At 71.3% G+C, this 26,497-nt stretch carries 29 protein-coding genes and 1 pseudogene; 19 read left to right on the top strand and 11 right to left on the bottom strand.

The genetic code is table 11. The features are described from left to right. The first annotated feature begins 48 nt into the window (after positions 1-48). Positions 49-210 (top strand): hypothetical protein, encoded by a 162-nt coding sequence (locus tag HNQ79_RS21195; protein ID WP_185033418.1) that lies wholly within the window; start codon positions 49-51, stop codon positions 208-210. Positions 211-262: 52 nt separating this feature from the next. Here the strand turns inward: HNQ79_RS21195 and HNQ79_RS21190 are convergent, their stop codons facing one another. Beyond that, the gene (locus tag HNQ79_RS21190) at positions 263-727 is read right to left on the bottom strand and encodes an SSI family serine proteinase inhibitor (RefSeq protein ID WP_185033416.1); all 465 of its coding nucleotides are present in this window, start codon (positions 725-727) and stop codon (positions 263-265) included. A 200-nt stretch (positions 728-927) separates the two neighbouring features. Between HNQ79_RS21190 and HNQ79_RS21185 the strand changes: the two genes are divergently transcribed. Both HNQ79_RS21185 and HNQ79_RS21180 read left to right on the top strand, forming a co-directional pair. Beyond that, positions 928-1,947: a YdcF family protein gene (locus HNQ79_RS21185; RefSeq protein WP_185033415.1), complete on the top strand. Its 1,020-nt coding sequence runs from the start codon at positions 928-930 to the stop codon at positions 1,945-1,947. A gap of 270 nt (positions 1,948-2,217) precedes the next feature. Then, complete coding sequence (locus tag HNQ79_RS21180; RefSeq protein ID WP_185033414.1) at positions 2,218-2,928, top strand: lysophospholipid acyltransferase family protein; 711 nt, start codon at positions 2,218-2,220, stop codon at positions 2,926-2,928. A 201-nt stretch (positions 2,929-3,129) separates the two neighbouring features. Here HNQ79_RS21180 and HNQ79_RS21175 read toward each other — a convergent pair whose 3' ends face one another. Then, positions 3,130-4,761, bottom strand: a complete 1,632-nt coding sequence (locus HNQ79_RS21175) for an alpha/beta hydrolase (protein ID WP_229923605.1) — start codon at positions 4,759-4,761, stop codon at positions 3,130-3,132. 286 nt (positions 4,762-5,047) lie between these two features. On the opposite strand from HNQ79_RS21175, the gene HNQ79_RS21170 reads away from it, so the two are divergent. Further along, entirely contained in the window at positions 5,048-5,272 is a 225-nt protein-coding gene (locus tag HNQ79_RS21170) for a DUF4190 domain-containing protein (RefSeq protein ID WP_185033709.1), read from the top strand. 12 nt (positions 5,273-5,284) lie between these two features. Here HNQ79_RS21170 and HNQ79_RS21165 read toward each other — a convergent pair whose 3' ends face one another. From HNQ79_RS21165 to HNQ79_RS21135, 7 genes are all read right to left on the bottom strand, one after another. After that, positions 5,285-6,067 carry an urease accessory protein UreD gene (locus tag HNQ79_RS21165; RefSeq protein WP_185033413.1) on the bottom strand — a complete coding sequence of 261 codons (783 nt, stop codon included), beginning with the start codon at positions 6,065-6,067 and terminating at the stop codon, positions 5,285-5,287. Then, complete coding sequence (gene ureG, locus HNQ79_RS21160; RefSeq protein WP_185033412.1) at positions 6,064-6,792, bottom strand: urease accessory protein UreG; 729 nt, start codon at positions 6,790-6,792, stop codon at positions 6,064-6,066. Before ureG ends, HNQ79_RS21165 begins: the two co-directional genes overlap by 4 nt. A gap of 88 nt (positions 6,793-6,880) precedes the next feature. Continuing rightward, positions 6,881-7,522: an urease accessory protein UreF gene (locus HNQ79_RS21155; RefSeq protein WP_229923618.1), complete on the bottom strand. Its 642-nt coding sequence runs from the start codon at positions 7,520-7,522 to the stop codon at positions 6,881-6,883. 511 nt (positions 7,523-8,033) lie between these two features. Next, positions 8,034-9,788, bottom strand: coding sequence for an urease subunit alpha (locus HNQ79_RS21150; RefSeq protein ID WP_185033410.1), 1,755 nt, complete (start codon positions 9,786-9,788; stop codon positions 8,034-8,036). After that, entirely contained in the window at positions 9,781-10,128 is a 348-nt protein-coding gene (locus HNQ79_RS21145) for an urease subunit beta (RefSeq protein WP_185033409.1), read from the bottom strand. Before HNQ79_RS21145 ends, HNQ79_RS21150 begins: the two co-directional genes overlap by 8 nt. Continuing rightward, a complete protein-coding gene (locus HNQ79_RS21140; protein WP_185033407.1) occupies positions 10,125-10,427 on the bottom strand; it encodes an urease subunit gamma in 303 nt (100 codons plus the stop codon). Before HNQ79_RS21140 ends, HNQ79_RS21145 begins: the two co-directional genes overlap by 4 nt. A 215-nt stretch (positions 10,428-10,642) precedes the next feature. Further along, a complete protein-coding gene (locus HNQ79_RS21135) occupies positions 10,643-10,948 on the bottom strand; it encodes a type II toxin-antitoxin system Phd/YefM family antitoxin (protein WP_185033405.1) in 306 nt (101 codons plus the stop codon). A gap of 101 nt (positions 10,949-11,049) precedes the next feature. Here HNQ79_RS21135 and HNQ79_RS21130 point away from each other — a divergent pair, with 101 nt between their 5' ends. The 3 genes from HNQ79_RS21130 to HNQ79_RS21120 all read left to right on the top strand — a co-directional run bounded on the left by HNQ79_RS21130 (position 11,050) and on the right by HNQ79_RS21120 (position 12,823). Further along, entirely contained in the window at positions 11,050-11,682 is a 633-nt protein-coding gene (locus HNQ79_RS21130) for an ATP-dependent Clp protease proteolytic subunit (RefSeq protein WP_185033403.1), read from the top strand. An 8-nt stretch (positions 11,683-11,690) separates the two neighbouring features. Beyond that, entirely contained in the window at positions 11,691-11,996 is a 306-nt protein-coding gene (locus HNQ79_RS21125; protein WP_185033707.1) for a hypothetical protein, read from the top strand. Positions 11,997-12,343: 347 nt separating this feature from the next. Beyond that, positions 12,344-12,823 (top strand): C40 family peptidase, encoded by a 480-nt coding sequence (locus HNQ79_RS21120; protein ID WP_185033401.1) that lies wholly within the window; start codon positions 12,344-12,346, stop codon positions 12,821-12,823. Positions 12,824-12,969: 146 nt separating this feature from the next. Here the strand turns inward: HNQ79_RS21120 and HNQ79_RS21115 are convergent, their stop codons facing one another. Continuing rightward, positions 12,970-13,401 carry an ATP-binding protein gene (locus HNQ79_RS21115; protein ID WP_185033399.1) on the bottom strand — a complete coding sequence of 144 codons (432 nt, stop codon included), beginning with the start codon at positions 13,399-13,401 and terminating at the stop codon, positions 12,970-12,972. Positions 13,402-13,660: 259 nt separating this feature from the next. Between HNQ79_RS21115 and HNQ79_RS21110 the strand changes: the two genes are divergently transcribed. Next, positions 13,661-14,509: a helix-turn-helix domain-containing protein gene (locus tag HNQ79_RS21110; RefSeq protein ID WP_185033397.1), complete on the top strand. Its 849-nt coding sequence runs from the start codon at positions 13,661-13,663 to the stop codon at positions 14,507-14,509. 127 nt (positions 14,510-14,636) lie between these two features. Beyond that, positions 14,637-14,861 (top strand): DUF397 domain-containing protein, encoded by a 225-nt coding sequence (locus HNQ79_RS21105; RefSeq protein WP_185033395.1) that lies wholly within the window; start codon positions 14,637-14,639, stop codon positions 14,859-14,861. A 24-nt stretch (positions 14,862-14,885) separates the two neighbouring features. On the opposite strand, the gene HNQ79_RS21100 is transcribed toward HNQ79_RS21105, so the two are convergent. After that, positions 14,886-16,043, bottom strand: a complete 1,158-nt coding sequence (locus HNQ79_RS21100; protein ID WP_185033393.1) for an 8-amino-7-oxononanoate synthase — start codon at positions 16,041-16,043, stop codon at positions 14,886-14,888. Between the two features lie 168 nt (positions 16,044-16,211). Between HNQ79_RS21100 and bioB the strand changes: the two genes are divergently transcribed. The 10 genes and pseudogenes from bioB (at position 16,212) to purB (ending at position 26,474) form a co-directional block, all read left to right on the top strand. Continuing rightward, on the top strand, positions 16,212-17,396 hold the full coding sequence (gene bioB / locus HNQ79_RS21095; RefSeq protein WP_185033390.1) for a biotin synthase BioB: 1,185 nt from the start codon (positions 16,212-16,214) through the stop codon (positions 17,394-17,396). Then, positions 17,389-18,687 carry an adenosylmethionine--8-amino-7-oxononanoate transaminase gene (locus HNQ79_RS21090; RefSeq protein ID WP_185033388.1) on the top strand — a complete coding sequence of 433 codons (1,299 nt, stop codon included), beginning with the start codon at positions 17,389-17,391 and terminating at the stop codon, positions 18,685-18,687. The genes bioB and HNQ79_RS21090 overlap by 8 nt, the downstream gene beginning before the upstream one ends. Before the next feature lie 192 nt (positions 18,688-18,879). Next, on the top strand, positions 18,880-19,599 hold the full coding sequence (bioD, locus tag HNQ79_RS21085; RefSeq protein WP_185033385.1) for a dethiobiotin synthase: 720 nt from the start codon (positions 18,880-18,882) through the stop codon (positions 19,597-19,599). A gap of 210 nt (positions 19,600-19,809) precedes the next feature. After that, positions 19,810-20,475 carry a class I SAM-dependent methyltransferase gene (locus HNQ79_RS21080; protein WP_229923606.1) on the top strand — a complete coding sequence of 222 codons (666 nt, stop codon included), beginning with the start codon at positions 19,810-19,812 and terminating at the stop codon, positions 20,473-20,475. A 106-nt stretch (positions 20,476-20,581) separates the two neighbouring features. Continuing rightward, a pseudogene (locus tag HNQ79_RS21075) lies at positions 20,582-20,776 on the top strand (ABC transporter ATP-binding protein); the annotation flags it as partial. A gap of 230 nt (positions 20,777-21,006) precedes the next feature. Then, positions 21,007-21,441: a GNAT family N-acetyltransferase gene (locus HNQ79_RS21070; RefSeq protein ID WP_185033381.1), complete on the top strand. Its 435-nt coding sequence runs from the start codon at positions 21,007-21,009 to the stop codon at positions 21,439-21,441. 194 nt (positions 21,442-21,635) lie between these two features. Next, complete coding sequence (locus tag HNQ79_RS21065; RefSeq protein WP_185033379.1) at positions 21,636-22,997, top strand: hemolysin family protein; 1,362 nt, start codon at positions 21,636-21,638, stop codon at positions 22,995-22,997. After that, on the top strand, positions 22,994-24,013 hold the full coding sequence (locus HNQ79_RS21060) for a hemolysin family protein (RefSeq protein ID WP_185033377.1): 1,020 nt from the start codon (positions 22,994-22,996) through the stop codon (positions 24,011-24,013). The genes HNQ79_RS21065 and HNQ79_RS21060 overlap by 4 nt, the downstream gene beginning before the upstream one ends. A 117-nt stretch (positions 24,014-24,130) precedes the next feature. Further along, complete coding sequence (locus HNQ79_RS21055; protein WP_185033375.1) at positions 24,131-24,934, top strand: SGNH/GDSL hydrolase family protein; 804 nt, start codon at positions 24,131-24,133, stop codon at positions 24,932-24,934. Positions 24,935-25,040: 106 nt separating this feature from the next. Beyond that, entirely contained in the window at positions 25,041-26,474 is a 1,434-nt protein-coding gene (gene purB / locus HNQ79_RS21050) for an adenylosuccinate lyase (RefSeq protein ID WP_185033373.1), read from the top strand. Positions 26,475-26,497: the final 23 nt, after the last annotated feature.

The following is a 26,497-nucleotide window of genomic DNA, read 5'->3' as shown; positions in this document are numbered from 1 at the left end:
GCGGTCCGCCGGGTGACGATGTCACTCCACGCGAAGGAGGTGGCGCGGATGACCGGTTCACCGAGGTCGATGGGAGTGCTGACCGTCGGGATGCTGGTGCTCGTCACGGCGTACACGGCGGCGCTGGGCAGCAGCGGCTGGCTGTGGTTCGGCTGGGTGGTGCTGTTGCTGGCGACGGCGGGTGCGGCGACCACGTCGGGCGGCCGCTGACCGGCCGCGCGTCGCGCCCCCCGCCGACGGGGGCCGGGCCCTGCGGGCGGGGTCAGAAGCGGAAGAGCGCTCCGGTTCCCGCGTCGAGCATGCACGCGTTGCCGTAGGTCTTCTTCCAGTGGATCGTGCGGCCGCGCCAGATGCCGTGGGCGGTCGCCGTCACCGGGTCGTACTGCTTGGTACAGGCGTGCCGGTTGCCGACCAGCGCGTCGAAGTCGCCGCGCGCCCGTACGAGGGTGTCGCAGGCGTCCAAGGCGCTCGGGTGACCGCCGCCGGGCTCCGGCCGGCACGTCAGGCCCACGACCCGCACCGAGGAGTCCTCGGCGCCGGAGACGGTGAGCAGCAGCCCGTGCCGCAGGACGGGATGGTCGGTTGCCGCGGTCGTGTCCGTCGCGGCAGGATGACCGTCGGCCGGCGTGGTGTCCGTGGGGACGGGGTGGCTTACGGCCGTTGCCGCGGAGGTGAGGGCGAGCAGGGCGGTCGCCGCGACGGCGGCACGACGGAGCGGGAGTCGCATGGGGGTCCTCCGGGACGGAATGTGCGTACGGGCCCGTACGGCGCGGTCGGGGTGGGGCCAGGGCATCCGGCGCCGTCGCGTCCGGCAACCGGCCACACCGTACGGGGCCGCGGGGTCGTCCGTTCGGGTCGGCCCGACTGGTCCGTTCGGCCCTGACCGAACCCCGGCGACGCCGCACGGAAGTGACGTAACGTACCCGCATGATCGTTTTTGTGCCGGCCGGTCTCTGCTTCCTGGCCCTCGTCATCAGCATGCTGCGGGACCGCAGACGCCTGCGGAACGGCGTCTTCCTGGTCCTCGCCCTGTTCTTCACGGTCCTGGGGCTGCTCGTGACCGCGGCCCGGCTGACGGCGACGGCGAACCAGACGGGCCGCACCCTGGTCGGAGGTCTCGCCGTCGCCGTCTTCGTGGCCGCGGCCCTGGCCCCCTTCACCCTCGCCTTCTTCCTGATCCGCAACGGTCTGCAGATGGTCCGCAAGGAGGGCAGGAGTCCGGCCAACCTGCTGTCGCTGCTCGCGGGCCTGGGCATCGTCGGACTCGCGGTGATGGTCGCGACGACGCTGCAGACGGGCTCGCGGGCGCTCGGCACGGTCACCGTGGTCGCGGTCCTGGTCGTCGGCTACGTCTCGTTCCTCTTCACCTGCTTCCTCCTCTATGCGGCGCTGTACGGCCGGTTCAGGCCGCGCGGCGGTCTCGACTTCGTGGTGGTCCTCGGCGCGGGCCTGATCCGCAACCAGGTCCCGCCGTTGCTGGCCGGCCGCCTGCACAAGGGCCGTGAGCTGTACGAGGCACAGATCGCCGCCGGCGGGAACCCGATGATGGTCACCTCCGGCGGGCAGGGACCCGACGAGGACCGTCCGGAGGCCGTGGCGATGGCCGAGTACCTGATCGGCACGGGCGTGCCCGCGGACCGGATCCTGACCGAGAACGCGTCGCGGACCACCGAGGAGAACCTCACCTTCAGCGGCACGCTCATGAGCGAGCACATGCCGGGCTACCGCTGCGCGATCGTCACGAACAACTATCACGCGTTCCGTGCCGCACTGATGGCCCGCAAGACGGGCGTCAACGGCCAGGTGATCGGCTCCCCCACGGCCCGCTACTTCTGGCCGAGCGCCGTGATCCGCGAGTTCGCCGCGATCTTCATGGAGCACAAGGCTGTCAACTTCTCCGTGTGCGCGCTGCTCGTCCTGCTGGGCTCGCTGTCCGGGCTGGCCTGACCGGCCCGTGCACGGCAGTCCCACACCGCACACACTGGAGCGGCCTCGCCGCCGGACGGCAGGCATCCCGGCTCCCCGTGCGGGTAAAGCCTTCCCAGGTGCTCGCGCCGTGCACGGGCACCTGCGAGCGCGTCGGCTGCGATCAGCGTCGGTACGGACCGAGGTGGTTACACGAGGGCACACCCGCACCTACACTGAGCGCCCCCGAAACAAGCCCTGACCAGCAAAAAGTCCGTCCCCACAGCATTCCGTCACATAGGGAGCAACCGGGTGTTCTATTACGTGCTCAAGTACGTCGTTCTCGGGCCGTTGCTGAAGCTGCTCTTCCGGCCGAGGATCGAGGGGCTGGCGTACGTTCCCGAGGACGGGGCGGCGATCGTCGCGGGAAACCACCTGTCGTTCTCCGACCACTTCCTGATGCCCGCGGTGCTGAAGCGGCGGATCACGTTCCTGGCGAAGGCGGAGTACTTCACCGGGCCGGGGCTCAAGGGGCGGCTGACGGCGGCGTTCTTCCGCAGCGCGGGGCAGATCCCGGTGGACCGGTCGGGCAAGGAGGCCGGGAAGGCCGCCGTCCGGGAGGGGCTGGGGGTCCTCGCGAAGGACGAGTTGCTCGGGATCTATCCGGAGGGGACCCGGTCGCACGACGGGCGGCTGTACAAGGGGAAGGTCGGCGTCGCCGTGATGGCGATCACGGCCGGGGTGCCGGTGGTGCCGTGCGCCATGGTGGGGACGTTCGAGATCCAGCCGCCCGGACGGAAGATCCCCAGGATCAAGCGGGTCACCATTCGGTTCAGCACGCCCCTGGACTTCTCCCGGTTCGCGGGAATGGAGAAGGAGAAGGCGGTGCTGCGCGCGGTCACCGACGAGATCATGTCCGCGATCCTCGCCCTGTCCGGGCAGGAGTACGTCGACCGGTACGCGGCCGACGTGAAGGCCGAACAGGCGACGGAGGGACGCAAGTTCCCGCGGCTGCGGCACTGAGTCCCCGCGTCGCTGCGCGGCGACGTGCAGGAAGGGCCGGCCGGTGGGAGAGCACCGACCGGCCCTTCGTTCACAGCGCCGGAGCGGCCCCGGCTTCTGCCCCAGCCGCTCCGGCCTCGCTCGCCGGAACTGTTCCGGCCCGGGCCGTTGGCACTGTTCCGGCCCGAGCCGTTCGAGCGGTTCCGGCCTCGGTCGCCGGGGCTATTGCGGCTTCGGTGCGGCGTGCGGCGCGCACGTCACGTCGCGGCCGTCCAGCGTGCCGTTCACCAGGTAGTTCCGGACCCGATCGTCGATGCACGGGTTGCCCAGGTTGGTAATGCCGTGCGAGCCGGCGTCGCGTTCGGTGATCAGGCGCGAGCCCTTCAGCCGCTTGTGCAGTTCCACAGCGCCCGTGTACGGCGTCGCCGCGTCCCGGGCCGCCTGGGTGATCAGGACCGGCGGCAGGCGCTTGCCGGTCCTCACCTCCATGGCGTGCTGCTGCTCGACTCCCCAGGTGGCACAGGGCAGGTTCATCCACGCGTTGGACCACGTCAGGAAGGGGTACTTCGCGTGCAGCCGGGTGTTGTCCCGGTTCCACCTCTGCCAGCTGGTCGGCCACTTGGCGTCCGTGCACTCCACCGCCGTGTAGACGGCGTTGCCGTTCTCGGCGGCGATGTTGCCCGCGGTGTCCTTCACGTCCGGGCCCGCTTCCTCGATCAGCGGCTTCGGGTCTCCGGCCACGTACTTGCTCCAGACCTCGGCGACCGGCGCCCAGGAACTGTCGTAGTACGGCGCGCTCTGGAAGAAGCCGATCAGTTCGGCCGGGCCGACGACCCCGCCGATGGGCTTCTTCTTGGCGGTGGCGCGCAGCTTCTGCCACTGCTGGTGGACCTTCTCGGCGGTGTTGCCGAGGTGGTAGGCCGCGTCGTGCCGGGCGACCCACGTCATCCAGTCCTTCAACCGGCCCTCAAAGGCGATGTCCTGATCGAGATTGGCCTCGTACCAGATCTTCTTCGTGGACGGGTTGACGACGCTGTCGAGCACCATCCGGCGCACGTGTGCCGGGAAGAGGGTGCTGTAGACGGCGCCCAGGTAGGTGCCGTACGAGACACCCACGTAGTTGAGCTTCTTGTCGCCGAGTGCGGCCCGGATGACGTCCAGGTCGCGAGCGGTGTTCGGGGTGGTCATGTGCGGCAGCATCCAGCCGCTGCGCTCCTTGCAGCCCGCCGCGTACTCCGCGGCCAGCTTGCGCTGGGCCCGCTTGTCGGCCTCGCTGTCGGGCACCGGGTCGAGCTTGGGCGCCTTGACGAACTCCTGCGGGTCGACGCAGGAAATGGGTGTCGACTTGCCGACTCCGCGGGGGTCGAAGCCGACCAGGTCGTACGCCTTGGCGGCACCCGCCCAGATCGGGTTCTTCGTGACCACCCGACGCGGGAACCCGAGACCCGAACCTCCGGGTCCCCCCGGGTTGTAGACGAGAGAGCCCTGCCGGTCCTCCTTGGAACCGGTGTTGCCGATTCTGTCGACGGCGAGCTCGATCTGCTTCCCGTAGGGCTTGCGGTAGTCCAGCGGGACCCAGACGTAGCCGCACTTGATGGGCTTCTCCAGGCCCCAGTCGGCCGGGCAGTCCTGCCAGTCGACGCCCTTCCGGGACGCACGCTCCGCGGCGATCCGCACACCGTGGGCCTCGGCGCCGCCCTGCGTCCCGGCGGTGGACAGGACCGAACGGCTGTCGGCGGCGTTCTGGCTGCCTGCGGTGTTGTCGGCCGCCGCGGTGGGCGCTGACATCGCGCCCGCTATGAGCGTGCCCGCGAGCAAGGTGCCGGCCGAGCCGAGCACTGCGGTGCGTCGCAAGTGGGACCTCCCCCTGTGAATGCCGGAGCCCCTGAGTCGGGGGCCCGACGGAATCCTTGCGGCAGGAGGGGCGCGGGGGCCAGACCGCACTGATGTTTCTTTACCGAACCAATAACCGGTCACGAAGTCCCGATGAGCGGTGCGCCGAGATGCCGGGGCGCATGAACCCGGCCGACCGGGATACCCGAGAATCCCCAAGGAGCCCTAGGACAAAGGGAGTTCAGAGAGGTCGAGTTTCGGATCGAGCAGTCGCACGCACAGCCCCACCCGGTCGGGGACGAACGGCCTGGCAGTCGCCGGTCTCGTCTGCGGCATCGTGGGGCTCCTCTTCTTCCAGTTCCTTTTCGGCCCGCTGGCGATCATCTTCGGTATCGTCGCCTACCGGCAGACGGGCGGTTCGGGCATGTCGAAGGCCGCCATCGGTCTGGGCATCGCCGACCTGATCGTCTTCGCTCTCCTGATGACGCTCATGGCGTCCTCCGGCGGCTTCACCTGGTACGTGGGCGGCTGACCGCCCCCCGACTCATCCGGCCGGTACGGTGACGCGGCCCCGCGCCTCTTCCCGTACGAGGGCCAGCGCATCGTCCAGCACTCTCCGCAGTCCCCGCGCATCCGGCGCCACCGCCGTGACGAGTACGCCGGGACCCGCGAGCGGAGTGAGCACCGCGGTCTCGCCGAGCAGGCGGGGCCGCGGTGGTGCGTTCGCCGAACCCTCGTGGACGACGAGGAGCTGCCCGACGGCGCGGTGGCCGCCGAGGACCGCGCCGCCGTCCCAGCCACCGGGTGCGCCGGGGCCGTACGACAGCTCCTGGTCGAACAGCGGACGGCCGCCCCGGCGGACGGTCAGGCGGGTGACGAGGGTGCCGGTGGGCTCCTGGTGACGGCCGAGCACCTGCTCCTCACGGAGCACCAGACGGGCGGTCGGGGCAAGTTCGACGTGTGTCCGCATGCGCAGGTCGCTGCCCCGGGCGGAGATGAGCTGTTCCGGCAGCCAGTGCAGCGCCGCGTGCTGCCCCACCGTCAAACGGACGTCGTAGTGCGCGGGTTCCGCGGCGCGTCCCGGCAGGGCGACGGTGGCTGCCGCCGCGTCGACGGTCAGGTGGGCACCGTCCTGGACCTCCGCCTCGATCGCGAGGCGGTCACCGCCCAGCGGTGCGCTCATCGCGCCGACGACGGTGACCCGGCTGTCACCGGGTCCACCACCGGAGGCTCGGGTGCGGCGCAGGGCGAGCGGCCCGTCGCTCTCCAGGACGGGCAGCCGGCCGCCGGGGGCCGCGACGATCCGGGCGGTGGCGCGCAGGCTCATGCGGCGGCGTCGCGCGCGGAACCGGTACCGGCGACCGTGCCGGTTGCGGGGCGGGTCCAGTCGGCGAGTTGTGCGCGTACCCAGGCCGCTACCGGTGTGACGCCCTCCCCCGAGGTCAACGAGGTGAACAGAACGGGGAGTTCGCCGCGCTGCTCCTTGGCGTCGCGGGCCATCCGGTCGAGGTCGGAACCGACGTACGGCGCCAGGTCGGTCTTGTTGATCACAAGGAGGTCGGCCGTGGTGACGCCGGGGCCGCCCTTGCGCGGAATGTCGTCACCGCCCGCCACGTCGATGACGAAGACCTGTGCGTCGACGAGGCCCTTGGAGAAGGTGGCGGTGAGGTTGTCGCCGCCGGACTCGACGAGGATCAGGTCGAGCGGGCCGACCGTGTCCTCCAGTTCCTCCACCGCTTCGAGGTTGGCCGAGATGTCGTCGCGGATGGCGGTGTGCGGGCAGGCGCCCGTCTCGACGGCCTGGATCCGCTCGGGCGGCAACACCGCGTTGCGGAGCAGGAATTCGGCGTCCTCGCGGGTGTAGATGTCGTTGGTGACGACGGCGAGGGAAAGGGTGTCGCGGAGCTCGCGGCAGAGGGCGGCGACGGTCGCGGTCTTGCCGGAGCCGACCGGTCCGCCGAGCCCGACGCGCAGGGCGCGACGGGCGCCGTCGGGGCGGGCGGCGTCGGCGCTGACGGCGGTGGCGTGCGAGTGGTCGTGGTCGAGGTGCATGGCGGACTCCCGGGTCTTCGGTGCTCGTGGGTGGTGCGGGACGACAGGTGCGTGCGGGAACGAGGAGTGCATGAGGGGCGGGTCGGCGTTACGAGGCGAAGAGACGTACGGGCCAGGCCGCGTGCGCTTCCGCCGTGATGTCGAGCAGCGGTGCCGAGGCGGCGGGCAGGGTGCCGATGCCCTCGCACGCCGCTTCGGCCGCACGCTGCGCGACCTGGTCCAGCTCGGGCGTGAGCCGCGCGAGGACGGCCGTCGCCAGGTACGGGTCGAGACCGAGCAGCCGTACGACGGCGGTGGCCGGGCCGCTGACGCTCTCGTACGCGGCACAGTGCGCCGCGTCCTCGGCGCCGAGTCCGGCCGAACGCGCCGCGAGCCCGAGCACGACGGGCTGGTGCGCCCCGCGGGGCCGGGCGGCGGCGAGCGCGTCCAGCTCCGGCGACGGCCAGGTGGCGCGAGCGGCCCGCATCATCTGGCGGCCGAGCTTGCGTGCGGTGGCACGCAGCGCGGGCGATGGGGTACGCGCGTCGGCGGCCTCGTCCAGCTCCAGCACGTGGAGCCCGTACGCGGCCCCGGCGGCGAGCCCCGCGGCGGTGAGGCCACTCGTGTGCAACCGGCCCCGGCAGAACTCGGCGAGATCGTGGTGGTCGCGGATGCGCCCGGCCTTGACGGCAGCCTCGGCACCGCCGGAGTGCGCATGTCCGCCGGCCGGGAACCGCCCGTCGGCGAGCACGAGGAGAGCAGCACGGGCACCCGGGAGCGGGCGGGGACGGCGTACGGCGTCTTCCGGGGCGGTGGGCGGGCATGTGGGGTCGGTGGCCGGGTCGGAGCGGACGCCGGGGAGACCGGGGGTCACGGAGTCGGCGGGTGCCGTCCCGGGGGCGGCCGGGTCACGCCGCGGGGCCTCGGGCACTCCTGCCCGCGGTGTCGGTGCGTCCGTCGTCCTGCCCGCACGCGTATCGCCTTCGACACTGCCTCGCGCCACTTCGACACTGCCTCGCACCACGCTCACGGCCTCCGCGACCGCTCCTGCCGTGCCGCCCGGACGGCCGGGCCCCGGGCCTCCGGACGGTGGCCGACCCGACGAGGGCCGGGACGGCTCCGGTCCGGGAGCCACGTCCGCGGCGGACCGCGAGGTTTCCTTGTTCGCCGTGCCCATCGTCCCCTCCGTGCCCCGCATGCCCCGCATGCCCCGCATGCCCCGCATGCCCCCAGTGACGTCGTCCATCGCCCGTCTCGCCCCGTCAGAAGAGGAAGTAGCGCTGGGCCATGGGCAGTTCCGCCGCCGGGGCCGGGTCGACCGGATCGCCGTCGATGGTCACGGTGAAGGTGTCGGCGTCCACCTCGACCCGTGGCATCGCGTTGTTCTCGCGCATGTCGGCCTTGGTCACGCCCCGGGTGCTCGTGATCGGGACGAACTCCTTGCCCAGGGAGAGGCGTTCGGCGAGGTGGTCCTCGATGGCGGCCTCGGCGACGAAGTTGAAGGAATTCGCGGCCGGGGCGCGGCCGATCGCTCCGAACATCGGGCGGGGCAGCACGGGCTGGGGCGTGGGAATGGACGCGTTCGCGTCGCCCATCTGCGCATACGCGATCTGACCGGCCTTGAGGACGAGCAGCGGCTTCACTCCGAAGAAGGCGGGTTCCCAGAGGACGAGGTCGGCGAGCTTTCCGCTCTCGACCGAACCGATTTCGCGGTCCAGTCCCTGCGCGACGGCCGGGTTGATCGTGTACTTGGCGACGTAGCGACGCACCCGGTGGTTGTCGGCGCGGCCGTCTCCTGGCAGGGAGCCGCGGCGCTTCTTCATCACATGGGCGGTCTGCCAGGTGCGCAGGATCACTTCGCCGACCCGGCCCATCGCCTGGGAGTCCGAGGAGATGATCGAGATCGCCCCGAGGTCGTGCAGGATGTCCTCGGCCGCGATGGTGGAGGGCCTGATGCGGGATTCGGCGAACGCCAGGTCCTCCGGTACCGCCGGGTTGAGGTGGTGGCAGACCATCAGCATGTCGAGGTGTTCGTCGAGCGTGTTGAGGGTGTGCGGGCGGGTGGGGTTGGTGGAGCTGGGCAGGACGTACGGCTCGGAGACCACCGTGATGATGTCGGGTGCGTGCCCGCCGCCGGCGCCCTCCGTGTGGTACGCGTGGATGGTGCGGCCCGCGATGGCGGCGAGGGTGTCGCCGACGAACCCGGCCTCGTTCAAGGTGTCGGTGTGGATGGCGAGTTGGGCGCCGGTCTCCTCGCACACACTGAGGCAGGCATCGATGACGGCGGGGGTGGCGCCCCAGTCCTCGTGGATCTTGAACCCGAGTGCTCCGCCGCGGAGTTGGGCGTGCATGGCCTCGCGCGACATGGTGTTGCCCTTGCCGAGCAGCCCGATGTTGACGGGGTAGTGCTCCAGGGCGGCGAACATCCGGGCGAGGTGCCAGCCGCCGGGCGTGACCGTGGTCGCCTTCGAGCCCTCGGCGGGGCCGGTGCCGCCGCCGACGAGCGTGGTGATGCCGGAGGCGAGGGCCGCCTCGACGACGGTCGGCGAGATGAAGTGGACGTGCGCGTCGATGGCGCCCGCCGTGACGATGCGGCCGTTGCCCGCGATGATCTCGGTTTCGGGGCCGATGACGAGGTCGGGGTGGACGCCGTCCATGGTGTCGGGGTTGCCGGCCTTGCCGATGCCGGTGATGCGGCCGTCGCGGATGCCGAGGTCGGCCTTGACGATGCCCCAGTGGTCGAGGACGACGACGCCGGTGATGACGGTGTCCGGCGCGCCCTCGGCACGGGTGGTACGGGCCTGGCCCATCGACTCGCGGATGACCTTGCCGCCGCCGAACACCGCCTCGTCGCCCGCGCGACCGGGCCCGCCGGAGCGGTCCTCCTCGATCTCCACGAGCAGGTCGGTGTCGGCGAGGCGGATGCGGTCGCCGGTGGTGGGGCCGAAGAGGTCGGCGTACACGGCGCGGGAGATCCCCGGGTGCGACGCGGCTTCCGTACGGGGGGACTCAGGCATCGAGGGGGCCTCCGGTCTCCCCGCGCAGGCCGATGACCACGCGGCGGCCTGGGAGGGGGACGAGTTCGACGTCGACGGGGACACCGGGCTCGAAGCGCACGGCGGTTCCGGCGGCGATGTTCAGGCGCAGGCCGCGGGCGGCGGCGCGGTCGAAGTCGAGGCCCGGGTTGGCCTCGGCGAAGTGGTAGTGGGAACCGACCTGGACGGGCCGGTCGGCGGCGTTGAGCACGGTGAGCCGGGTGACGGGACGGCCCTCGTTGAGGAGGACCGGCGCGTCGGCGTGGAGGATTTCGCCGGGGACAACCGCCGTGCGGGTCCCGGCCCGCGGTGCGGCGCTCACTGGATGGGCTCGTGGACGGTGACGAGCTTGGTGCCGTCGGGGAAGGTGGCTTCGACCTGCACGTCGTGGATCATCTCCGGGATGCCTTCCATGACGTCGTCGCGGTGCAGCACCTTGCGGCCCGAGGACATGAGCTGGGCGACGGTGTTGCCGTCCCGGGCGCCTTCGAGGACGTGCGCGGTGATGAGGGCGACGGCCTCGGGGTGATTGAGCCTCACCCCGCGTGCCCTGCGCTTCTCGGCCACGTCGGCGGCCACATGGATGAGCAGTCGTTCCTGCTCGTGCGGGGTCAGCTGCACGGGTCACACCTCACAGTCCTCGCGCCGGACCACCCGGCCCGGCTGCCGCGGCCACCACGACGGACATAGGTGTATCACCCACGTAGCAAAGCGGATGCAAAGACACGGCAGGGTCGTCACCAGGGCTTTCCGTCAGGCGCCCTCATGGCGAGGCTAGTTGCGCGGAGTTTCCGTTGCGTTAACTCGCGGAGCGGCCCCGAAACGGCCTCCGGCACTCAGCTTCCGGGCCGCTCGTCCCCGCGCTCGGCCCCCTGTTCCCCGCGGTACTCGGCGGCGAATCCGTACCGGCCGCGTTCGCCCGGAGCGGACGTCAAGGAGCCGATCGACGAGACGGAGCTGACCACCTCGTCCTCGACGACCTCCGGCACCCGCTCCAGACGTTCCAGGTCAGCGGCGGAGACCAGGGCGACGAGCGGCTTCCCGTGACGGGTCACGACCACGCGCTCCCCGCCGTACACGACGCGGTTGATCAGGTCGGCGAGCTCAGCGCGGGCTTGCGTCACCGGAATCTCGTAGGTCATGCTCCTCATCGTACTTAACGTACGTCCTGTACATTTTTGACAGAGGCAGCAGTACGCGCCGCGCATCCGACGCCGCCGTGCCGCACACAAGGGAGCACGCCATGATCCAGCCGTACGCCCGCCACGTCCTGCCCCAGTTCCACGAGCGCACCAGCACCGGCACCCGCACACTCGATCCGTACTCGAAGATGCTCGGCGAGCGGATCGTCTTTTTGGGGACACCCGTCGACGACACCGCCGCCAACGACATCGCGGCGCAGTTCATGTACCTCGAACACGACGCCCCGGACCGTGACATCTCGCTCTACATCAACTCCCCCGGCGGCTCGTACACGGCGATGGCCGCGATCTACGACACTCTCCAGTTCGTCACCTGCGACGTGGAGACGATCTGCCTCGGGCAGGCCCTCGACGCCGCCGCAGTACTGCTGGCCTGCGGCACCGCCGGCAAGCGGCTCGCACTGCCCGGCGCACGGATCGCGCTCAGCCAGCCCGCCCTGGACGAGCCGGCCCAGGGGCAGCCCTCGGACCTGGAGATCCACGCCCGGGAGCTCGTACGGCTGCGCTCGATGACGGCGCGGATGCTGGCCCGGCACACGGGTCGGTCCGCCGAGCAGGTCGAGGCGGACTTCGACCGTACGAAGGTGCTCGACGCCGGGGAAGCACTTGGCTACGGGCTGGTGGACCGCATCGTCGCGAACCGCCGCGGCGCCCTGCCCTCCTCCGCGCGGTGAGCGGCCGTATGCTGCCGGAGCTGCCGCCGTTGCCCGCGCTGACCCGCGCCGAGTGCGACCTGGTGGACAGCTACTTGGCGGCCGTCGACCTCCTGGGCCGGATCAACCCGTCCCGCGCGACGGACACCTACGGGGCCCTGCGTGCCGCACAGGCCCTCGTCGGCGGGGCCGCCGCGCTGCGCGACGCACTGACGCTGATGCACGAACGGGGTGAAACCGGGATGTGTCCGGCAACGCTGTCGCGGGCATTGCGCGTGCTGGACGGCGAGCGGCGCACGGGGCGTCTCGCCGTGTCCCCGGAGCAGCCGAGCTGATCATCCGGAGGCGCGCTCCGGCCCGGCAGCGTCTCCCCCGTTCGGACCATTCACGTCTCCGTCATCCATACCGGTCGAGTTGCGCACCGCGACCGGAGCACATGCGGAATCACACGCTCCGTTGCTGGTGCGGGCGTCGTCAGCGCGCGACGCGGAAGTGCGGAACGACCTTTGTCCACCCGAACGGGTCAGGGGTGATGAGCCTCACAAACCCCACTTTCCGCTCGGAAACCAGTCGTCGTCCGGGCAAGGATCCGTGAACGACAAGCCCCCGTCGTCGTGGCGGGGCGGTCCCGGCGAGCGCCGTACAGACGCTGCCGGGACGTCTGGTCGACGAAGGGTTGCGCATGACTGCGCACGTAAACCGCCGTGTTCCGTCGCTGATCGCCAGGGCCGGTACGGCATCGGCCCTCACGCTCGCCGTCGTGGGCGGCAGCGTGCTGGTACCGGGTGCCGCCTCCGAGGCCGATGCGGCGACGCAGGCGGCGAAGGCGCTGAACGTCGCGGCGTCCAAGCGGGGCGCGCCGTACAAGCGCGGGGCCGCCGGCCCCTACCGCTTCGACTGCTCGGGGTTGACGCTCTACTCGTACAAGAGGGTCGGAAAGAGCCTGCCGCGTTCCGCGCAGGCGCAGTACAACAAGACCCGGCACATCCGCGCGTCCCAGCTGCAACGGGGCGACCTGGTGTTCTTCCATCGTGGCCGCAGCGTCTACCACGTCGGCATCTATGCGGGCGGGAACAAGATCTGGCACTCGCCGAAGCAGGGCGCCGTGGTGCGACTGGAGCGGATCTGGTCGAAGAGCGTGTGGTACGGCCGGGTGCGGTGAGCACCGGCTGATCAACCGGACCGCTCGGGCGGCGCGTTGCGTTGCGCCTGCGACGCGCCGCTGCCGGCCGTGCCCTGCCGCCGCACCGTCCTCACCGCCGGGGTCTTCCGCACGGTCGTCTCCGTGCGGCCGTCCCCCGCGGTCCGTCATCTCTGCACGGGGGCGTTCCACGGGAGCGCGACCCACACCGTCTTGCCGCCCTCCGGCGTGGAGGTGACCGACAGTCGGCCGCCGCATTCCGCGGCCAGCGACCGGACGATCACCATGCCGCGGCCGTTGTCCTGCTGCACCGCGGCGGGCAGGCGCTGGGGCCAGCGCGGGTGGCTGTCGGTGACGCCGATGCACAGCCGCTCGTCGCGCTCCAGCTGGACGTCCACCGTGAAGGTCGGTGACTGCCCGAAGGTGTGCTGCACGGCGTTGGTGGTGAGTTCCGAGACCATCAGGCGGATGGCGTCCGCCGTGTCGGAACCGGCCGGAAGCCCCCAGCCCACGAGGGCTTCGGCCACGAACTTCCTGGCCGTGGGGACCGAGGCGGGATCGCTCGGCAGGGTGACGGTTACTTCCTGATGGTCTGCCATGGCGACGTTGTCCCTTTCCCGCCGGGGCTGGACTCGGACTCGTACGCGGTACGTGCGGGGCGGCCCCGGACTTTTCATTTCCGCCTGGTTCCGCCGTCATTCCGCGCCAGAGTGTCACTCATGGTGCAGTCGCCGCGGCCGTGCACCCCAGACATACATATATCTGCCACTCAAAGTGATGAACTCTGCTACGAGAGACCGGATTCGCCCGGCACACTGGCCCCGGCGGGGGCGGATGCTGCGCCGAAAGGAGTCGGGGATGCGGCACGGTCCCGCGGTACGACGTCGCAAGCTGGGAGAGGAACTGCGCAGACTGCGCGACAGGGCCGGTCTCACCAGCCCTCAAGCGGCTCGCCTCGTCGGCTGGCACCAGTCGAAGGTGAGCCGGATCGAGACGGGACGCAGCGGGGTCAAGCCGTCCGACGTGACGCTGCTGCTCGCCGCCTACGACGTGCGCGATGCGCAACACCGGTCACTGCTGGAGGCGTTGGCGGAGGACTCCGGCGAGTCGGGCACGCAGTGGTGGCACGCCTACCGGGGGCTGCTGCCGCCCCAGTACCGGGACTTCATCAGTCTGGAGTCCCGGGCATGCGCGGCGCGCACGCTGGAGACCTCGGTGGTGCCGGGGCTGTTGCAGACGCCGCACTACGCGCGGGCGGTGACCGGGGCGACGCTGTCGGCCATGCCGGAGGAGCAGCTCGACACGCTGGTGGAGGTGCGTCTGGCGCGGCAGAAGGTGCTGCGGGAAGACTGCCCGCTGGCTCTGAGCGTGGTGCTCGACGAGGCCGTGCTGCGAAGGACGGTGTGCAGCGAGCGGGTCATGCAGGAGCAGTTGCGCCACCTGCTGGACATGACGGAGTTGCCCCATGTCCGGTTACAGGTGTTGCCTTTTGCGGCGGGTGCGCATGCTGGACTGACTGGTGCTTTCGTTATTTTCTCCTTTCCGAACATGGCTGATCTGGATGTGGTTGTTATCGACCACTTGGCGAGTAGCCTCTATCTGGAACGGAAAGAAGACCTCACGGCATACGCCGCCGCGTTCCAGCGGATCCAGGAACAGGCGATGTCGCACCAGGACTCCCGGGATCTGATCGCCGGCCTCCGCTGACGCCGGCACAGCCCCACTGATCACGGCCCCGGCATTCCCGGTTCCACCGGCCCACGGCTTACGGACCGTGGCGTCGCAGACCGTCGCCCCACCACCTCCTATCGGTGACGACGCGCAGGGAGGCACCATGACCCCACACCTCGCGAACGTACCTTCCCGCCCTCTCCCGCCCGGCGCAGCGTGGCGCCGCAGCAGCCGCAGCACAGGCATGAACAACTGCGTGGAGACGGCGTCGGCCCGCGGCGGCCTGCTGGCCGTCCGCGACTCGAAGCATGTGAGCCGTCCCGCCCTCCTCTTCTCCCCCGAGGCGTGGTCGCGCTTCCTCGGCGCCCTGCGCGAGGAAGCGGTATGAGTCGGCGATATGAGTGACGGAGCGTCAGCATGGGGGTGCGGTACGGACAATGGCGTCCACCGCACCTTCGATCTGTGCGTCGGTGAGGTCGGCGCGGGCGGTCAGCCGCAGCCGGGAGATGCCGTCCGGTACGGACGGCGGCCGGAAGCAACCGACCGCGAGCCCCTCCGTACGGCAGTCCGCCGCCCAGCGCAGAGCCGCCTCCGCGGAGGGCGCCCGCACCGAGACCACCGCCGCGTCCGGGCGCACCGCGGCGAGGTGCGCGTCGGTCAAGCGCCGGTGCAGGGTGGCCGATACGTCGCGTACACGGTCGGCCAGCGCCGGTTCGCGGCGCAGCAGCCGCAGGCTCGCCAGGGCGGCGCCGGCGGCGGCCGGGGCGAGACCGGTGTCGAAGATGAACGTACGGGCCGCGTTGACCAGGTGGTCGATGACATGTGCCGGGCCGAGGACCGCACCACCCTGGCTGCCCAACGACTTGGACAGGGTGACAGTGGCGACCGCATCCGGCGCACCGGCGAGTCCGGCGGCATGCAGCGCGCCGCGGCCTCCGGGGCCGAGGACTCCGAGTCCATGGGCATCGTCGACGATGAGCGCCGCACCGAACTCCCTTGCCACTGAAGCCAGTTCGCGCAAGGGCGCCGCGTCGCCGTCCACCGAGAAGACCGAGTCGGAGACGACGAGCGCACGCCCTCGATGCCCGTCGAGCGACTTCCGTACGGCAGCGGGGTCCGCGTGCGGGGTGACGGCGGTCTCGGCGCGGGAGAGACGGCAACCGTCCACGATCGAGGCATGGTTGCCCGCGTCGGAGACGATCAGGGAACCGCCGGCGGTGAGCGCCGTGAGTACGGCCAGGTTCGCCGCATACCCGGAGGAGAGGACGAGCGCGGACTCGAAGCCGGTGAACTCCGCGAGTTCACGCTCCAGCTGTGTGTGCAGCTCGGTCGTGCCGGAGACGAGGCGGGAGCCGGTGGCGCCCGCCCCCCACCTGCGCGCTGCGTCGGCCGCCGCGGCGGTGACCTCCGGGTGACGGGTCAGCCCGAGGTAGTCGTTGCTCGCGAGGTCGAGCAGCGGGCTGTCCGCGGCGCGGGGGCGCAGGGTCCGTACGAGTCCGGCGCGGGCGCGTCGTGCGGCCTCCTCCTCGATCCACTCGAAGGGGTGCGCGAAAGCGGAGCGCTGGAGCATGGCGGGGGCCCTTCGACGTGGGGAGGGAGCGAGGGGTTTTGTAGGCAGCCCACAGACACTAGCCGGACGGATCCCGCGCCAGGGTGTGGCAATACCCACACCTCGAACGGGCGCCGTTGTCCGAATCCTCCTTGGCCGGGGGCGGTCCTGTGCGTCAGGATCATGCGCATGGACCTGCTGAACACACTGGTGGAGAAGGGGCTGCGGCGCGAGCTGCCGACCCGCGAAGAAGCGCTCGCCGTTCTGGCGACGACCGACGAGGAACTGCTCGACGTGGTGGCCGCGGCCGGCAAGGTGCGCCGCCAGTGGTTCGGCCGGCGGGTGAAGCTCAACTACCTCGTCAACCTGAAGTCCGGACTGTGCCCGGAGGACTGCTCGTACTGCTCGCAGCGGCTCGGCTCGAAGGCCGGGATCCTCAAGTACACCTGGCTCAAGGCCGACGAGGCGTCGAAGGCGGCCGCGGCGGGCGTCGCGGGCGGGGCCAAGCGGGTCTGCCTGGTGGCGAGCGGGCGCGGCCCCACGGACAAGGACGTGGACCGGGTCACGAAGACCATCGAAGCGATCAAGGAAAACAACGAGGGCGTTGAGGTCTGCGCCTGCCTCGGGCTTCTGACGGACGGCCAGGCTGAGCGGCTGAAGGCCGCGGGGGCCGACGCCTACAACCACAACCTCAACACGTCCGAGGCGACATACGGGAACATCACGACCACCCACACCTACGCGGACCGGGTCGAAACGGTGCAGCAGGCACAGGCGGCCGGTCTGTCCGCGTGCTCGGGGCTGATCGCGGGCATGGGCGAATCCGACGAGGACCTGGTGGACGTGGTCTTCTCGCTGCGCGCACTCGATCCGGACTCGGTGCCGGTCAACTTCCTCATCCCGTTCGAGGGGACGCCGCTGGCCAAGGAATGGCACCTCACCCCGCAGAAGGCGCTGCGCATCCTGGCGATGGTGCGGTTCGTCTGTCCGGACGTGGAGGTCCGGCTCGCGGGCGGTCGCGAGGTGCACCTGAGGACGATGCAGCCGCTCGCGCTGCACCTGGTCAATTCCATCTTCCTGGGCGACTACCTGACCAGCGAGGGCCAGGCAGGTCAGGCGGACCTGGAGATGATCGCGGACGCCGGTTTCGAGGTGGAGGGGACGGACACGACGACGCTGCCGGAGCACCGGAGCACGGGCGTGTGCGGGTCCGCGGGCGGCTGCGGATCCGAGGGCGCTTCCGCAGGCGGGTGCCACGACGACGCACCGGCGGCCGAGGAGGCCTCCGACGTCCCGGCGGTTCCCGGCGCCCGGCAGGACCTGGTGACCGTACGGCGGCGGGGCGCCGGGACGGAGCTGGCGCCCAATGCCTGACGGCCTCTCCCCCGCCGAGCTGCTGCGCCTGGACCGGGAGCACGTCTGGCATCCGTACGGGCCCATGCCGGGGCGTGACGAGCCGCTGATCGTGGAGTCCGCGTCCGGTGTACGGCTGCGGCTCGCCGAGCCCGTCCACGGGCAGCACGAGCTGATCGACGGCATGTCGTCGTGGTGGTCGGCGGTGCACGGTTACCGCCACCCCGTTCTCGACGACGCGGCGCGCGGCCAGCTGGAGAAGATGAGCCACGTGATGTTCGGCGGGCTCACCCACGAGCCCGCCGTACGACTGGCCGCGAAGCTGGTGGAGATCACCCCGGAGCCGCTGCGGCACGTCTTCCTGTGCGACTCCGGGTCGGTTTCCGTCGAGGTCGCCGTGAAGATGTGCCTCCAGTACTGGCGCTCGGTGGGACGCCCGGCCAAGCAGCGGATGATGACCTGGCGGGGCGGCTACCACGGGGACACCTGGCAGCCGATGTCGGTGTGCGACCCCGAGGGCGGCATGCACGGCCTGTGGCAGGGCGTCCTGCCCCGGCAGGTCTTCGTGGACGCACCGCCCGCCGAGTACGAGGAGGCGTACGCGGAGCAGCTGCGGGCCGCCGTCGCGCGGCACGCGGACGAGCTCGCCGCGGTGATCGTGGAGCCGGTGGTGCAGGGTGCGGGCGGTATGCGGTTCCACTCGCCGGAATACCTGCGGGTGCTGCGGGAGGCGTGCGACGCGCACGACGTGCTGCTCGTCTTCGACGAGATCGCGACCGGGTTCGGCCGTACGGGAACGCTCTTCGCGGCGGACCTGGCAGGGGTGTCGCCGGACGTGATGTGCCTCGGGAAGGCGCTCACCGGCGGCTATCTGTCGATGGCGGCGACGCTGTGCACGGCGAGGGTGGCGGACGGCATCTCGCAGGGCGAGGTCCCCGTGCTGGCGCACGGACCGACCTTCATGGGCAACCCCCTCGCGGCGGCCGTCGCCTGTGCCTCCATCGACCTGCTGCTCGGCCAGGACTGGGCGGGCGAGGTCAAGCGGCTGGAGGCCGGGCTGCGGGACGGGCTGGCCGAGGTCGCGGAGCTGCCCGGGGTCCGGGAGGTACGGGTGCTGGGCGGCATCGGCGTCGTCCAGCTGGACCGGCCGGTGGACATGGCCGCGGCGACGGAGGCAGCGGTGCGCGCGGGCGTGTGGGTGCGACCGTTCAGGGACCTCATCTACACGATGCCGCCCTACGTCACGGGGGACGAGGATCTGGGCCGTATCTGTGCGGCGGTCGGAGCGGCGGCGAGGGCGGCGGGGGGCTGAGGGGGGGCGGAGGCAGGCAGGCCAGCGGGAACTGAAAGGGCGGCAGCGGGGACGGTCCCGAACGCAGCGTCCCCTGCCGGCCAGTACGCCTCACCGCCGGCACCCCCCAGCCCTCGCACGCACACTCCTCCCCGCCCCCGGCGCCCGCACCGCACATCCGCATCCGCATCCGCATCCGCATCCAGGAGATTCATGCACTCCCCCCTCTTCGTCACCGGCACCAACACCGACATCGGCAAGACCGTCGTCACCGCGGCCGTCGCATCCCTGGCCCGCGCCCACGGCAAGCGCGTCTGTGTGCTGAAGCCCGCGCAGACCGGCGTCGCCCCCGGTGAGGACGGCGACGCGCACGTCGCCGTCCGCCTCGCCGGGCCCGGCGTCGCCGCCGTCGAGCTCGCCCGCTTCCCCGAACCGCTGGCCCCCGCGACGGCGGCCCGCCGCGCCGGACTCACTCCCGTCACGCCCCGCGGGGTGGCCGACGCCGCCGCCGAGCTGGCGACCGAGTACGACCTCGTGCTCGTCGAGGGCGCGGGCGGCCTGCTCGTGCGGCTGGACGACGAGGGCGGCACCCTCGCCGACGCCGCCCGGCTGCTGGACGCTCCCGTCCTCGTCGTGGCCGCGCCCTCGCTCGGCACCCTCAACTGCGTACAGCTGACCGGAGAGGCTCTGCGGGCGCGGGAGTTGCGCACGCTCGGCGTGGTCATCGGCAGCTGGCCCCGCGAACCCGGTCTGGCCGAGCGGTGCAACGTGGACGAGCTGGCCGAGATGGCGGGGGCTCCGCTGCTGGGCGCCGTGCCGGAGGGCGCGGGCGGTCTGGCGCCCGCGCGGTTCCAGGCACAGGCGGGCGAGTGGCTCGCGCCGGAACTGGGCGGGGCGTGGGAGGTGGCGGCGTTCGCCGCGTCCTGGCGCTGACCGCCGGAGCGGGACGCAACGCCGCCCGGTTCACCCCCTCCGGGGGCGGCGGATCCGCCCGCTCCGGGGGCACAATCGCGGTACCCGTCCGTTTCACGGAGGAGTTCCGCGATGACAGCACCTTCCGGTCCGCTTCCGGGCCCCGGCCCGCGTCCCCGCCGGCCTCTGCGGTCCCGACTGCGTCCGCGTCCCCGTGCGCGCCGGGGCAGGATGGCGCGCGACGCTGTGAGTCACCCGTTGTTCGCCCGTGCCTACGCCCGGCTCAGCGTGTCGGCGGACCTGCACGGCGGGGTCGCCGCGCACCGGAAGGACCTGCTGTCGGGGCTGTCCGGCCGGGTTTTGGAGGTCGGCGCGGGCAACGGCCTGAACTTCGCGCACTACCCGTCGGCCGTCTCCGAGGTCGTCGCCATCGAACCGGAACGTCTGCTGCGGGAGTCGGCGCTGCGTGCCGCCGTCAGGGCCGGTGTCCCGGTGGACGTGGTGCCGGGTGCGGCGGAAGCACTGCCGGTGAAGAGCGAGGCGTACGACGCGGTGGTGTTCTCGCTGGTGCTGTGCAGCGTGCGGAACGTGGAACGGGCGCTGGCTGAAGCGAGGCGGGTCCTGCGCCCCGGCGGTGAGCTGCGGTTCTTTGAACACGGTCGGGATGAGCGGCGCTCCATGGCGACCCTCCAGCGGGGTCTCGACCGTACGGTGTGGCCGCTGCTGTTCGGCAACTGTCACACCTCGCGGGATCCGGTGGACGAGATCCGGCAGGCCGGATTCACGGCCGTGTCGTTCCGGCGGGTGACCGTGCCCGAGAAGGGGCTCCGGCTGCCGACGTCGGCGTGCGTGCTGGGAGTGGCACAGCGGCCCGGGAACGTGACCGAGCGGCCGTGACCGGCGAGGGCGGTTCCCGTGCCCCTTACAGGGACCGCGCCGGACCGGCCTTCCGGGGGGTTTGCGCCGTACGGGATGGGCCCTAACCTCTTGTCCGGCAAGGGAGTTGGGTACGTCCCACCAGGAGGCCGCCGTGTCCGCACCCGTCGCTCCAGCCGTCGCCGCCGCCCGCGCCCGCAACCTCACCAAGGCGTACGGCAGCGGTGAGACCACCGTGCTCGCTCTGGACGTCGTGGACGTCGACATCGCGCGCGGCCGGTTCACGGCGGTGATGGGCCCGTCCGGGTCGGGCAAGTCGACTCGGTCGACTCACTCGGCCAGACGGTGGTGATGGTGAGCCACGACCCGGGCGCCGCCGTCCCGGCCGCCCGTCTCTTTTTCCGTGAACCACCAATGCAGAAAGGCCACTTGGCGGCTACATCGAACCAGGAGACCTCAGGTGTGCGCGAGCTCGACGCCGCGGGAGAACGCCGACTGACCGCATGGCGGAATCCTCTCGACACCGCCGCCGGGCGGTGGTGGGATGCACTCATGAGCGATCTTGCAAACATGCAGCTCAGGAGTGCGGTCGCGGCCGACCTCGACGCCGTCCTCGCCTTCTGGAAGACGGCGGCCGAGGGCACAAGCATCAGCGACGACCGCGACGGCGTCGAACGGCTGCTCGCGCGCGATCCCGAAGCCCTGATCCTGGCCGAGCGGGGCGGAGAGCTGGTCGGCACGGTGATCGCCGGGTTCGACGGCTGGCGTTGCTCGCTCTACCGGCTCGCGGTCCACCCCGGGCACCGGCGGCAGGGTGTCTCCGGCGCGCTGCTCGCCGCCGCCGAGGACCGGTTCGTCCGGTTGGGCGGGCGGCGTGGGGACGCCATGGTGCTGGACGGAAACACCCTCGCGCACCCCGCCTGGCGGTCGGCGGGGTACACGCCGGAGCCGCAGTGGAGCCGTTGGGTCAAGCCGCTCGGACAGTGATCCGCAGCGTGCGCGGGCCCGTCCCGCTCGAACGGTTTTGCCGGTCCTTTACCATGGGTGCTTCATTCTGGTACTTCCAGGATTTTCCGTCCCTCTCTTGAAAGGTGTGAGCGTCCGCCCATGGGCGAGCCTCCCAGTACCCGACATCGCGCGATCCTTCTGCCCCTGCCCGACCATGGGACGGAGGTGAACCGATGATTGAAGTGCTTCTGCTCCTCGTGGCGCTGCTGCTCTCGCTGATGTGCGGCGCCTTCGTCGCGGCGGAGTTCTCGCTCACGACCATCGAGCGCGGCGAGCTGGAACGGGCGGTCGAGCGAGGCGAACGGGGCGCGGACAGCGCCCTGAAAGCCGTCCGCGGACTCACCTTCCAGCTGTCGGGCGCGCAGCTCGGCATCACCGTCACCAATCTCCTCGTCGGCATGCTCTCCGAGCCGTCGATCGCCAAGCTGCTCAAGGGCCCGGTCGAGGCGGTCGGTCTGCCGTCCGCCGTGGCCTCCTCGGTGGCCCTGGCGCTCGGCACGGCACTGTCGACCGTCGTCCTGATGGTCGTCGGCGAGCTTGTCCCCAAGAACTGGGCGATCTCCTCACCGCTGGCCGTCGCCAAGGTCGTCGCGACCCCGCAGCGCGTCTTCACCGCCGCGTTCAAGCCCCTGATCAGCCACCTCAACAACACGGCCAACCGCATCCTGCGGCGCTTCGGCATGGAGCCGACCGAGGAGCTGGCCTCCGCGCGCAGCCCTCAGGAGCTGGTCGCCCTGGCCCGCCACTCCGCGAAGGCGGGCGCGCTGGAGGCCGACACGGCGGAGCTGTTCGTCCGTACGCTCAACCTGGCCGAGCTGACCGCGGAGAACGTGATGACCCCGCGCGTGCAGGTCACCGCGCTGGACGTACAGGCAACCGCCGAGGACGTCGCGAACGCCACCCGGGCGACCGGCCTGTCCCGGTTCCCCGTGTACCGGGGCAGCCTGGACTCGGTCGTCGGCCTGGTCCACATCAAGGACGTACTGGCCGTACCGGCCGCCCGCAGGCCCCGGCATCCGGTGACCGAACTGATCCGCGAACCGCTGCTCGTCCCCGAGACGCTCACCGTGGACCGGCTGCTGGACCGCCTGTCCGGCAAGCGGACCATGGCGGTCGTCATCGACGAGTACGGCGGCACGGCCGGTGTCGTCACGCTGGAGGACATCGTCGAGGAGGTCGTCGGCGAGGTGCGCGACGAGCACGACCCGCACGAGACCCCCGACCTCGCCCGGTCCGGCGAGGACACCGACGGCCGCGACCTGTGGTCGGCGGACGGCGCTGCCCGTACCGACCAGCTGGAGCGGATCGGGCTGCGGGTCGCCGAAGGCCCGTACGAGACCCTGGCCGGGCTGATCGCCACCGAGCTGGGCCGGATCCCCGAGGTGGGTGACTGCGTGGAGCTGTCGGGCTGGAAGCTGGACGTCGTGGACGCGAGCGGACGCCGGGCGGCGCGGGTGCTCATGCACGCGCCCCTGCAGTCCGAGAGCGCGACCGCCGAAGCGGTGCTGTCCCACGATGCGAAGGCTGGACGATGATCGCCGTACAACTCCTCATCGGCCTGCTCACCCTGGTCGTCAACGCCTTCTTCGTCGGTGCGGAATTCGCGCTGATCTCGGTGCGGCGCAGTCAGATCGAACCCGAGGCCGAAGCCGGCAACCGCAGGGCGCGCAGCGTCATCTGGGGCCTGGAACACGTCTCGGCGCTGCTGGCCGCCGCCCAGCTGGGTATCACCCTGTGCACCCTGGTGCTCGGCGTGGTCGCCGAGCCGGCCATCGCACACCTGCTGGAGCCGCTGTTCCACGCGGTGGGCGTGCCCGACGCGCTGACGCACCCGATCTCGTTCGTCATCGCGCTGTCGCTGGCGACGTACCTGCACATGCTGCTGGGCGAGATGGTGCCGAAGAACATCGCCCTGGCGGAGCCGACCAGGACCGCGCTGCTCCTCGGCCCGCCGCTGGTGGCCCTGGCCCGGGCGCTGCGCCCGGTGATCTTCGCGATCAACTCCTTCGCCAACCTGCTGCTGAAGCTGCTGAAGGTGGAGACCAAGGACGAGGTGTCGGCGACCTTCTCCGACGACGAACTGGCGCGGCTCGTGAAGGACGCGGGGGACGCCGGCCTCATCGACGACCGGGCCGCCGAGCGGCTCCGGGACGCCCTGGAGCTGGGCCGCCGCCCGGTCGGGGACGTGGTGATGCCGGTCGAGCGGGTCGTGTACGCGGCGGTCGGCACCACTCCGGAGGAGCTGGAACAACTCTCCGCCGAGTCCGGGTTCTCCCGCTTCCCCGTCCTGGACTCCACCCGTCGCATCCTGGGCTACCTGCACGTCAAGGACGCTCTGGACGCGACGCCGCGGGATCTGCCGTTCCCGGTGTCGGCGATGCGGCCGATCGCCCGGGTCCGTGCGGAGACCCCGCTGGACGACGTGCTCACCGCGATGCGCCGCAGCCGTACCCACCTGGCGGCGGTCGCGGACGCGGGCGGCAGGCCCGCGGGTCTGGTGACCATGGAGGACGTGCTGCGGGAGCTGGTGGGACCGCCGCAGCAGGCCTGATGCCGTAGCCCGCCACTGGCACGCGCACTGCCGGGTCGCTCTCGAAGGGGAGCGGCCCGGCGGTCGTCGTTTCCCGGCCGGGCACGTCGTGCGGCGACCGGGTACGATCGCTCCGCCATGGAGATGAATGTCACCTACACCAGTCTTGTCGCGGTCGGCGACTCCTTCACCGAGGGAATGTCCGACCTCCTGCCCGACGGTTCCTACCGCGGCTGGGCCGATCTGCTCGCCGCCCGGATGGCCACGCGCACACCCGGTTTCCGGTACGCGAACCTCGCCGTGCGCGGCAAGCTCATCGCCCAGATCGCCGACGAGCAGGCACCGCTCGCCGCGGCGATGCGGGCGGACGTGGTGACCCTGGTGGGCGGCCTCAACGACACGCTGCGTCCCAAGGTCGACATGGGCCACGTACGCGCGAAGCTCACCGAGGCGGTCGAGCACATCGCCCCGTCCTGCAAGCGGCTGGTGCTGATGCGCAGTCCCGGGCGCAGCGGCCCGGTCATGGAACGGTTCCGGCCCCGCATGGAGGAGCTGTTCACGATCGTCGACGACCTGGCGGCGAAGCACGACGCGCTGGTCGTGGACCTGTACGGGGCGGCCGTGCTGAGCGACCGTCGGATGTGGGACGTGGACCGGCTGCACCTGACCGCAGAGGGGCACCGCAGGGTCGCCGAGGCCGTCTGGCAGGCACTCGGACTGGAGGCCGAGGAAGACTGGCTGTCCCCGCTGCCGGCCGCGTTGCCGCCGAGGTGGGTCGCGCGCCGGGTGCACGACGCACGGTTCGCACGCGAGCACCTGGTGCCATGGATCGGACGCAGGCTCACGGGACGCTCCTCCGGCGACGGCCGCCCGGCGAAGCGGCCCGAGCTGCTCCCGTACGAGAGCATGCGGGAGGTCACCCGCGACGGCCCGGTCACGTAGTACGGAAGGCCACTCCCCATGCGGCACCCGCGGCCGCCGCCTCGTAGCAACCTACGAACCGCCCCGCGGCTCTGGCCTGCACGAACCGCCAGTAGAATCCGTTTACGTGACTGCCAAGCCCCGCATCCCCAATGTCCTGGCCGGCCGCTACGCCTCCGCGGAGCTCGCCGACCTGTGGTCCCCCGAGCAGAAGGTCAAGCTGGAGCGCCGGCTGTGGCTGGCCGTGCTGCGTGCGCAGAAGGACCTCGGGATCGAGGTGCCGGAAGCCGCACTCGCCGACTACGAGCGCGTGCTCGACCAGGTCGACCTGGCCTCCATCGCCGAGCGCGAGAAGGTCACCCGCCACGACGTGAAGGCGCGGATCGAGGAGTTCAACGCCCTCGCCGGGCACGAGCAGGTCCACAAGGGCATGACGTCCCGCGACCTCACCGAGAACGTCGAGCAGCTGCAGATCAGGCTCTCCCTGGAGCTGATGCGCGACCGCACCGTCTCGGTGCTCGCGCGCCTGGGCAAGCTGTCGGCGCAGTACGCCGAACTGGTCATGGCGGGCCGGTCGCACAACGTGGCCGCGCAGGCCACCACCCTCGGCAAGCGCTTCGCGACCGCCGCCGACGAGCTGCTCGTCGCGTACGGCCGTCTGGAGGAGCTGCTCGGCCGCTACCCGCTGCGCGGCATCAAGGGCCCGGTCGGCACCGCTCAGGACATGCTGGACCTGCTCGGGGGCGACGCCGGGAAGCTGGCCGAGCTGGAGCAGCGCGTGGCGGGCCACCTGGGCTTCGCGCACGCCTTCACCTCGGTCGGCCAGGTCTACCCCCGCTCCCTCGACTACGAGGTGGTGACCGCGCTCGTGCAGCTCGCGGGCGCCCCCTCCTCCGTCGCGAAGACGATCCGCCTGATGGCGGGTCACGAGCTGGTCACCGAGGGCTTCAAGCCCGGCCAGGTCGGCTCCTCCGCGATGCCGCACAAGATGAACACCCGTTCCTGCGAGCGTGTGAACGGTCTGATGGTCATCCTGCGCGGCTACGCGTCGATGACCGGCGAGCTGGCGGGCGACCAGTGGAACGAGGGCGACGTGTCCTGCTCCGTGGTCCGCCGCGTGGCCCTGCCGGACGCCTTCTTCGCCTTCGACGGTTTGCTGGAGACCTTCCTGACCGTCCTCGACGAGTTCGGCGCGTTCCCGGCCGTCGTCGCCCGCGAGCTGGACCGCTACCTGCCGTTCCTCGCCACGACGAAGGTCCTGATGGCGGCCGTACGGGCGGGTGTCGGCCGGGAGGCCGCGCACGAGGTCATCAAGGAGCACGCCGTCGCCGCCGCCCTCGCCATGCGCGAGCAGGGTGCCGAGCGCAACGAACTCCTCGACAAGCTCGCCGCCGACGACCGGATGCCGCTGGACCGCGCGCAGCTGGACGCACTGATGGCGGACAAGCTGTCGTTCACCGGTGCGGCCGGCCGGCAGGTGGCCGCGCTCGTCGCCCGTATCGAGGAGATCGCCAAGCAGCACCCCGAGGCGGCGGGCTACACACCGGGCTCCATTCTCTGAATCCTTGGAGGAGGAGTGCGGCG

Origin of the sequence: Streptomyces candidus (genome assembly GCF_014207445.1) — a bacterium.
GTDB classification, from domain to species: Bacteria; Actinomycetota; Actinomycetes; order Streptomycetales; family Streptomycetaceae; genus Streptomyces; species Streptomyces candidus.
This window is presented reverse-complemented; position numbering and strand designations above follow the sequence as displayed.

What these genes read in the sequence shown, in the direction of transcription:
- HNQ79_RS21090 (WP_185033388.1), top strand. Translation starts at nt 17,389, where the DNA reads ATGCCTGACGGCCTCTCCCCCGCCGAGCTGCTGCGCCTGGACCGGGAG.
- bioB (WP_185033390.1), top strand. Translation starts at nt 16,212, where the DNA reads ATGGACCTGCTGAACACACTGGTGGAGAAGGGGCTGCGGCGCGAGCTG.
- HNQ79_RS21070 (WP_185033381.1), top strand. Translation starts at nt 21,007, where the DNA reads ATGAGCGATCTTGCAAACATGCAGCTCAGGAGTGCGGTCGCGGCCGAC.
- HNQ79_RS21100 (WP_185033393.1), bottom strand. Translation starts at nt 16,043, where the DNA reads ATGCTCCAGCGCTCCGCTTTCGCGCACCCCTTCGAGTGGATCGAGGAG.
- HNQ79_RS21055 (WP_185033375.1), top strand. Translation starts at nt 24,131, where the DNA reads ATGGAGATGAATGTCACCTACACCAGTCTTGTCGCGGTCGGCGACTCC.
- HNQ79_RS21105 (WP_185033395.1), top strand. Translation starts at nt 14,637, where the DNA reads ATGACCCCACACCTCGCGAACGTACCTTCCCGCCCTCTCCCGCCCGGC.
- HNQ79_RS21150 (WP_185033410.1), bottom strand. Translation starts at nt 9,788, where the DNA reads ATGCCTGAGTCCCCCCGTACGGAAGCCGCGTCGCACCCGGGGATCTCC.
- ureG (WP_185033412.1), bottom strand. Translation starts at nt 6,792, where the DNA reads ATGCACCTCGACCACGACCACTCGCACGCCACCGCCGTCAGCGCCGAC.
- HNQ79_RS21065 (WP_185033379.1), top strand. Translation starts at nt 21,636, where the DNA reads ATGATTGAAGTGCTTCTGCTCCTCGTGGCGCTGCTGCTCTCGCTGATG.
- bioD (WP_185033385.1), top strand. Translation starts at nt 18,880, where the DNA reads ATGCACTCCCCCCTCTTCGTCACCGGCACCAACACCGACATCGGCAAG.
- HNQ79_RS21125 (WP_185033707.1), top strand. Translation starts at nt 11,691, where the DNA reads ATGCTGCCGGAGCTGCCGCCGTTGCCCGCGCTGACCCGCGCCGAGTGC.
- HNQ79_RS21080 (WP_229923606.1), top strand. Translation starts at nt 19,810, where the DNA reads ATGGCGCGCGACGCTGTGAGTCACCCGTTGTTCGCCCGTGCCTACGCC.
- HNQ79_RS21165 (WP_185033413.1), bottom strand. Translation starts at nt 6,067, where the DNA reads ATGAGCCTGCGCGCCACCGCCCGGATCGTCGCGGCCCCCGGCGGCCGG.
- HNQ79_RS21195 (WP_185033418.1), top strand. Translation starts at nt 49, where the DNA reads ATGACCGGTTCACCGAGGTCGATGGGAGTGCTGACCGTCGGGATGCTG.
- HNQ79_RS21185 (WP_185033415.1), top strand. Translation starts at nt 928, where the DNA reads ATGATCGTTTTTGTGCCGGCCGGTCTCTGCTTCCTGGCCCTCGTCATC.
- HNQ79_RS21135 (WP_185033405.1), bottom strand. Translation starts at nt 10,948, where the DNA reads ATGACCTACGAGATTCCGGTGACGCAAGCCCGCGCTGAGCTCGCCGAC.
- HNQ79_RS21110 (WP_185033397.1), top strand. Translation starts at nt 13,661, where the DNA reads ATGCGGCACGGTCCCGCGGTACGACGTCGCAAGCTGGGAGAGGAACTG.
- HNQ79_RS21115 (WP_185033399.1), bottom strand. Translation starts at nt 13,401, where the DNA reads ATGGCAGACCATCAGGAAGTAACCGTCACCCTGCCGAGCGATCCCGCC.
- HNQ79_RS21120 (WP_185033401.1), top strand. Translation starts at nt 12,344, where the DNA reads ATGACTGCGCACGTAAACCGCCGTGTTCCGTCGCTGATCGCCAGGGCC.
- HNQ79_RS21190 (WP_185033416.1), bottom strand. Translation starts at nt 727, where the DNA reads ATGCGACTCCCGCTCCGTCGTGCCGCCGTCGCGGCGACCGCCCTGCTC.
- HNQ79_RS21130 (WP_185033403.1), top strand. Translation starts at nt 11,050, where the DNA reads ATGATCCAGCCGTACGCCCGCCACGTCCTGCCCCAGTTCCACGAGCGC.
- HNQ79_RS21060 (WP_185033377.1), top strand. Translation starts at nt 22,994, where the DNA reads ATGATCGCCGTACAACTCCTCATCGGCCTGCTCACCCTGGTCGTCAAC.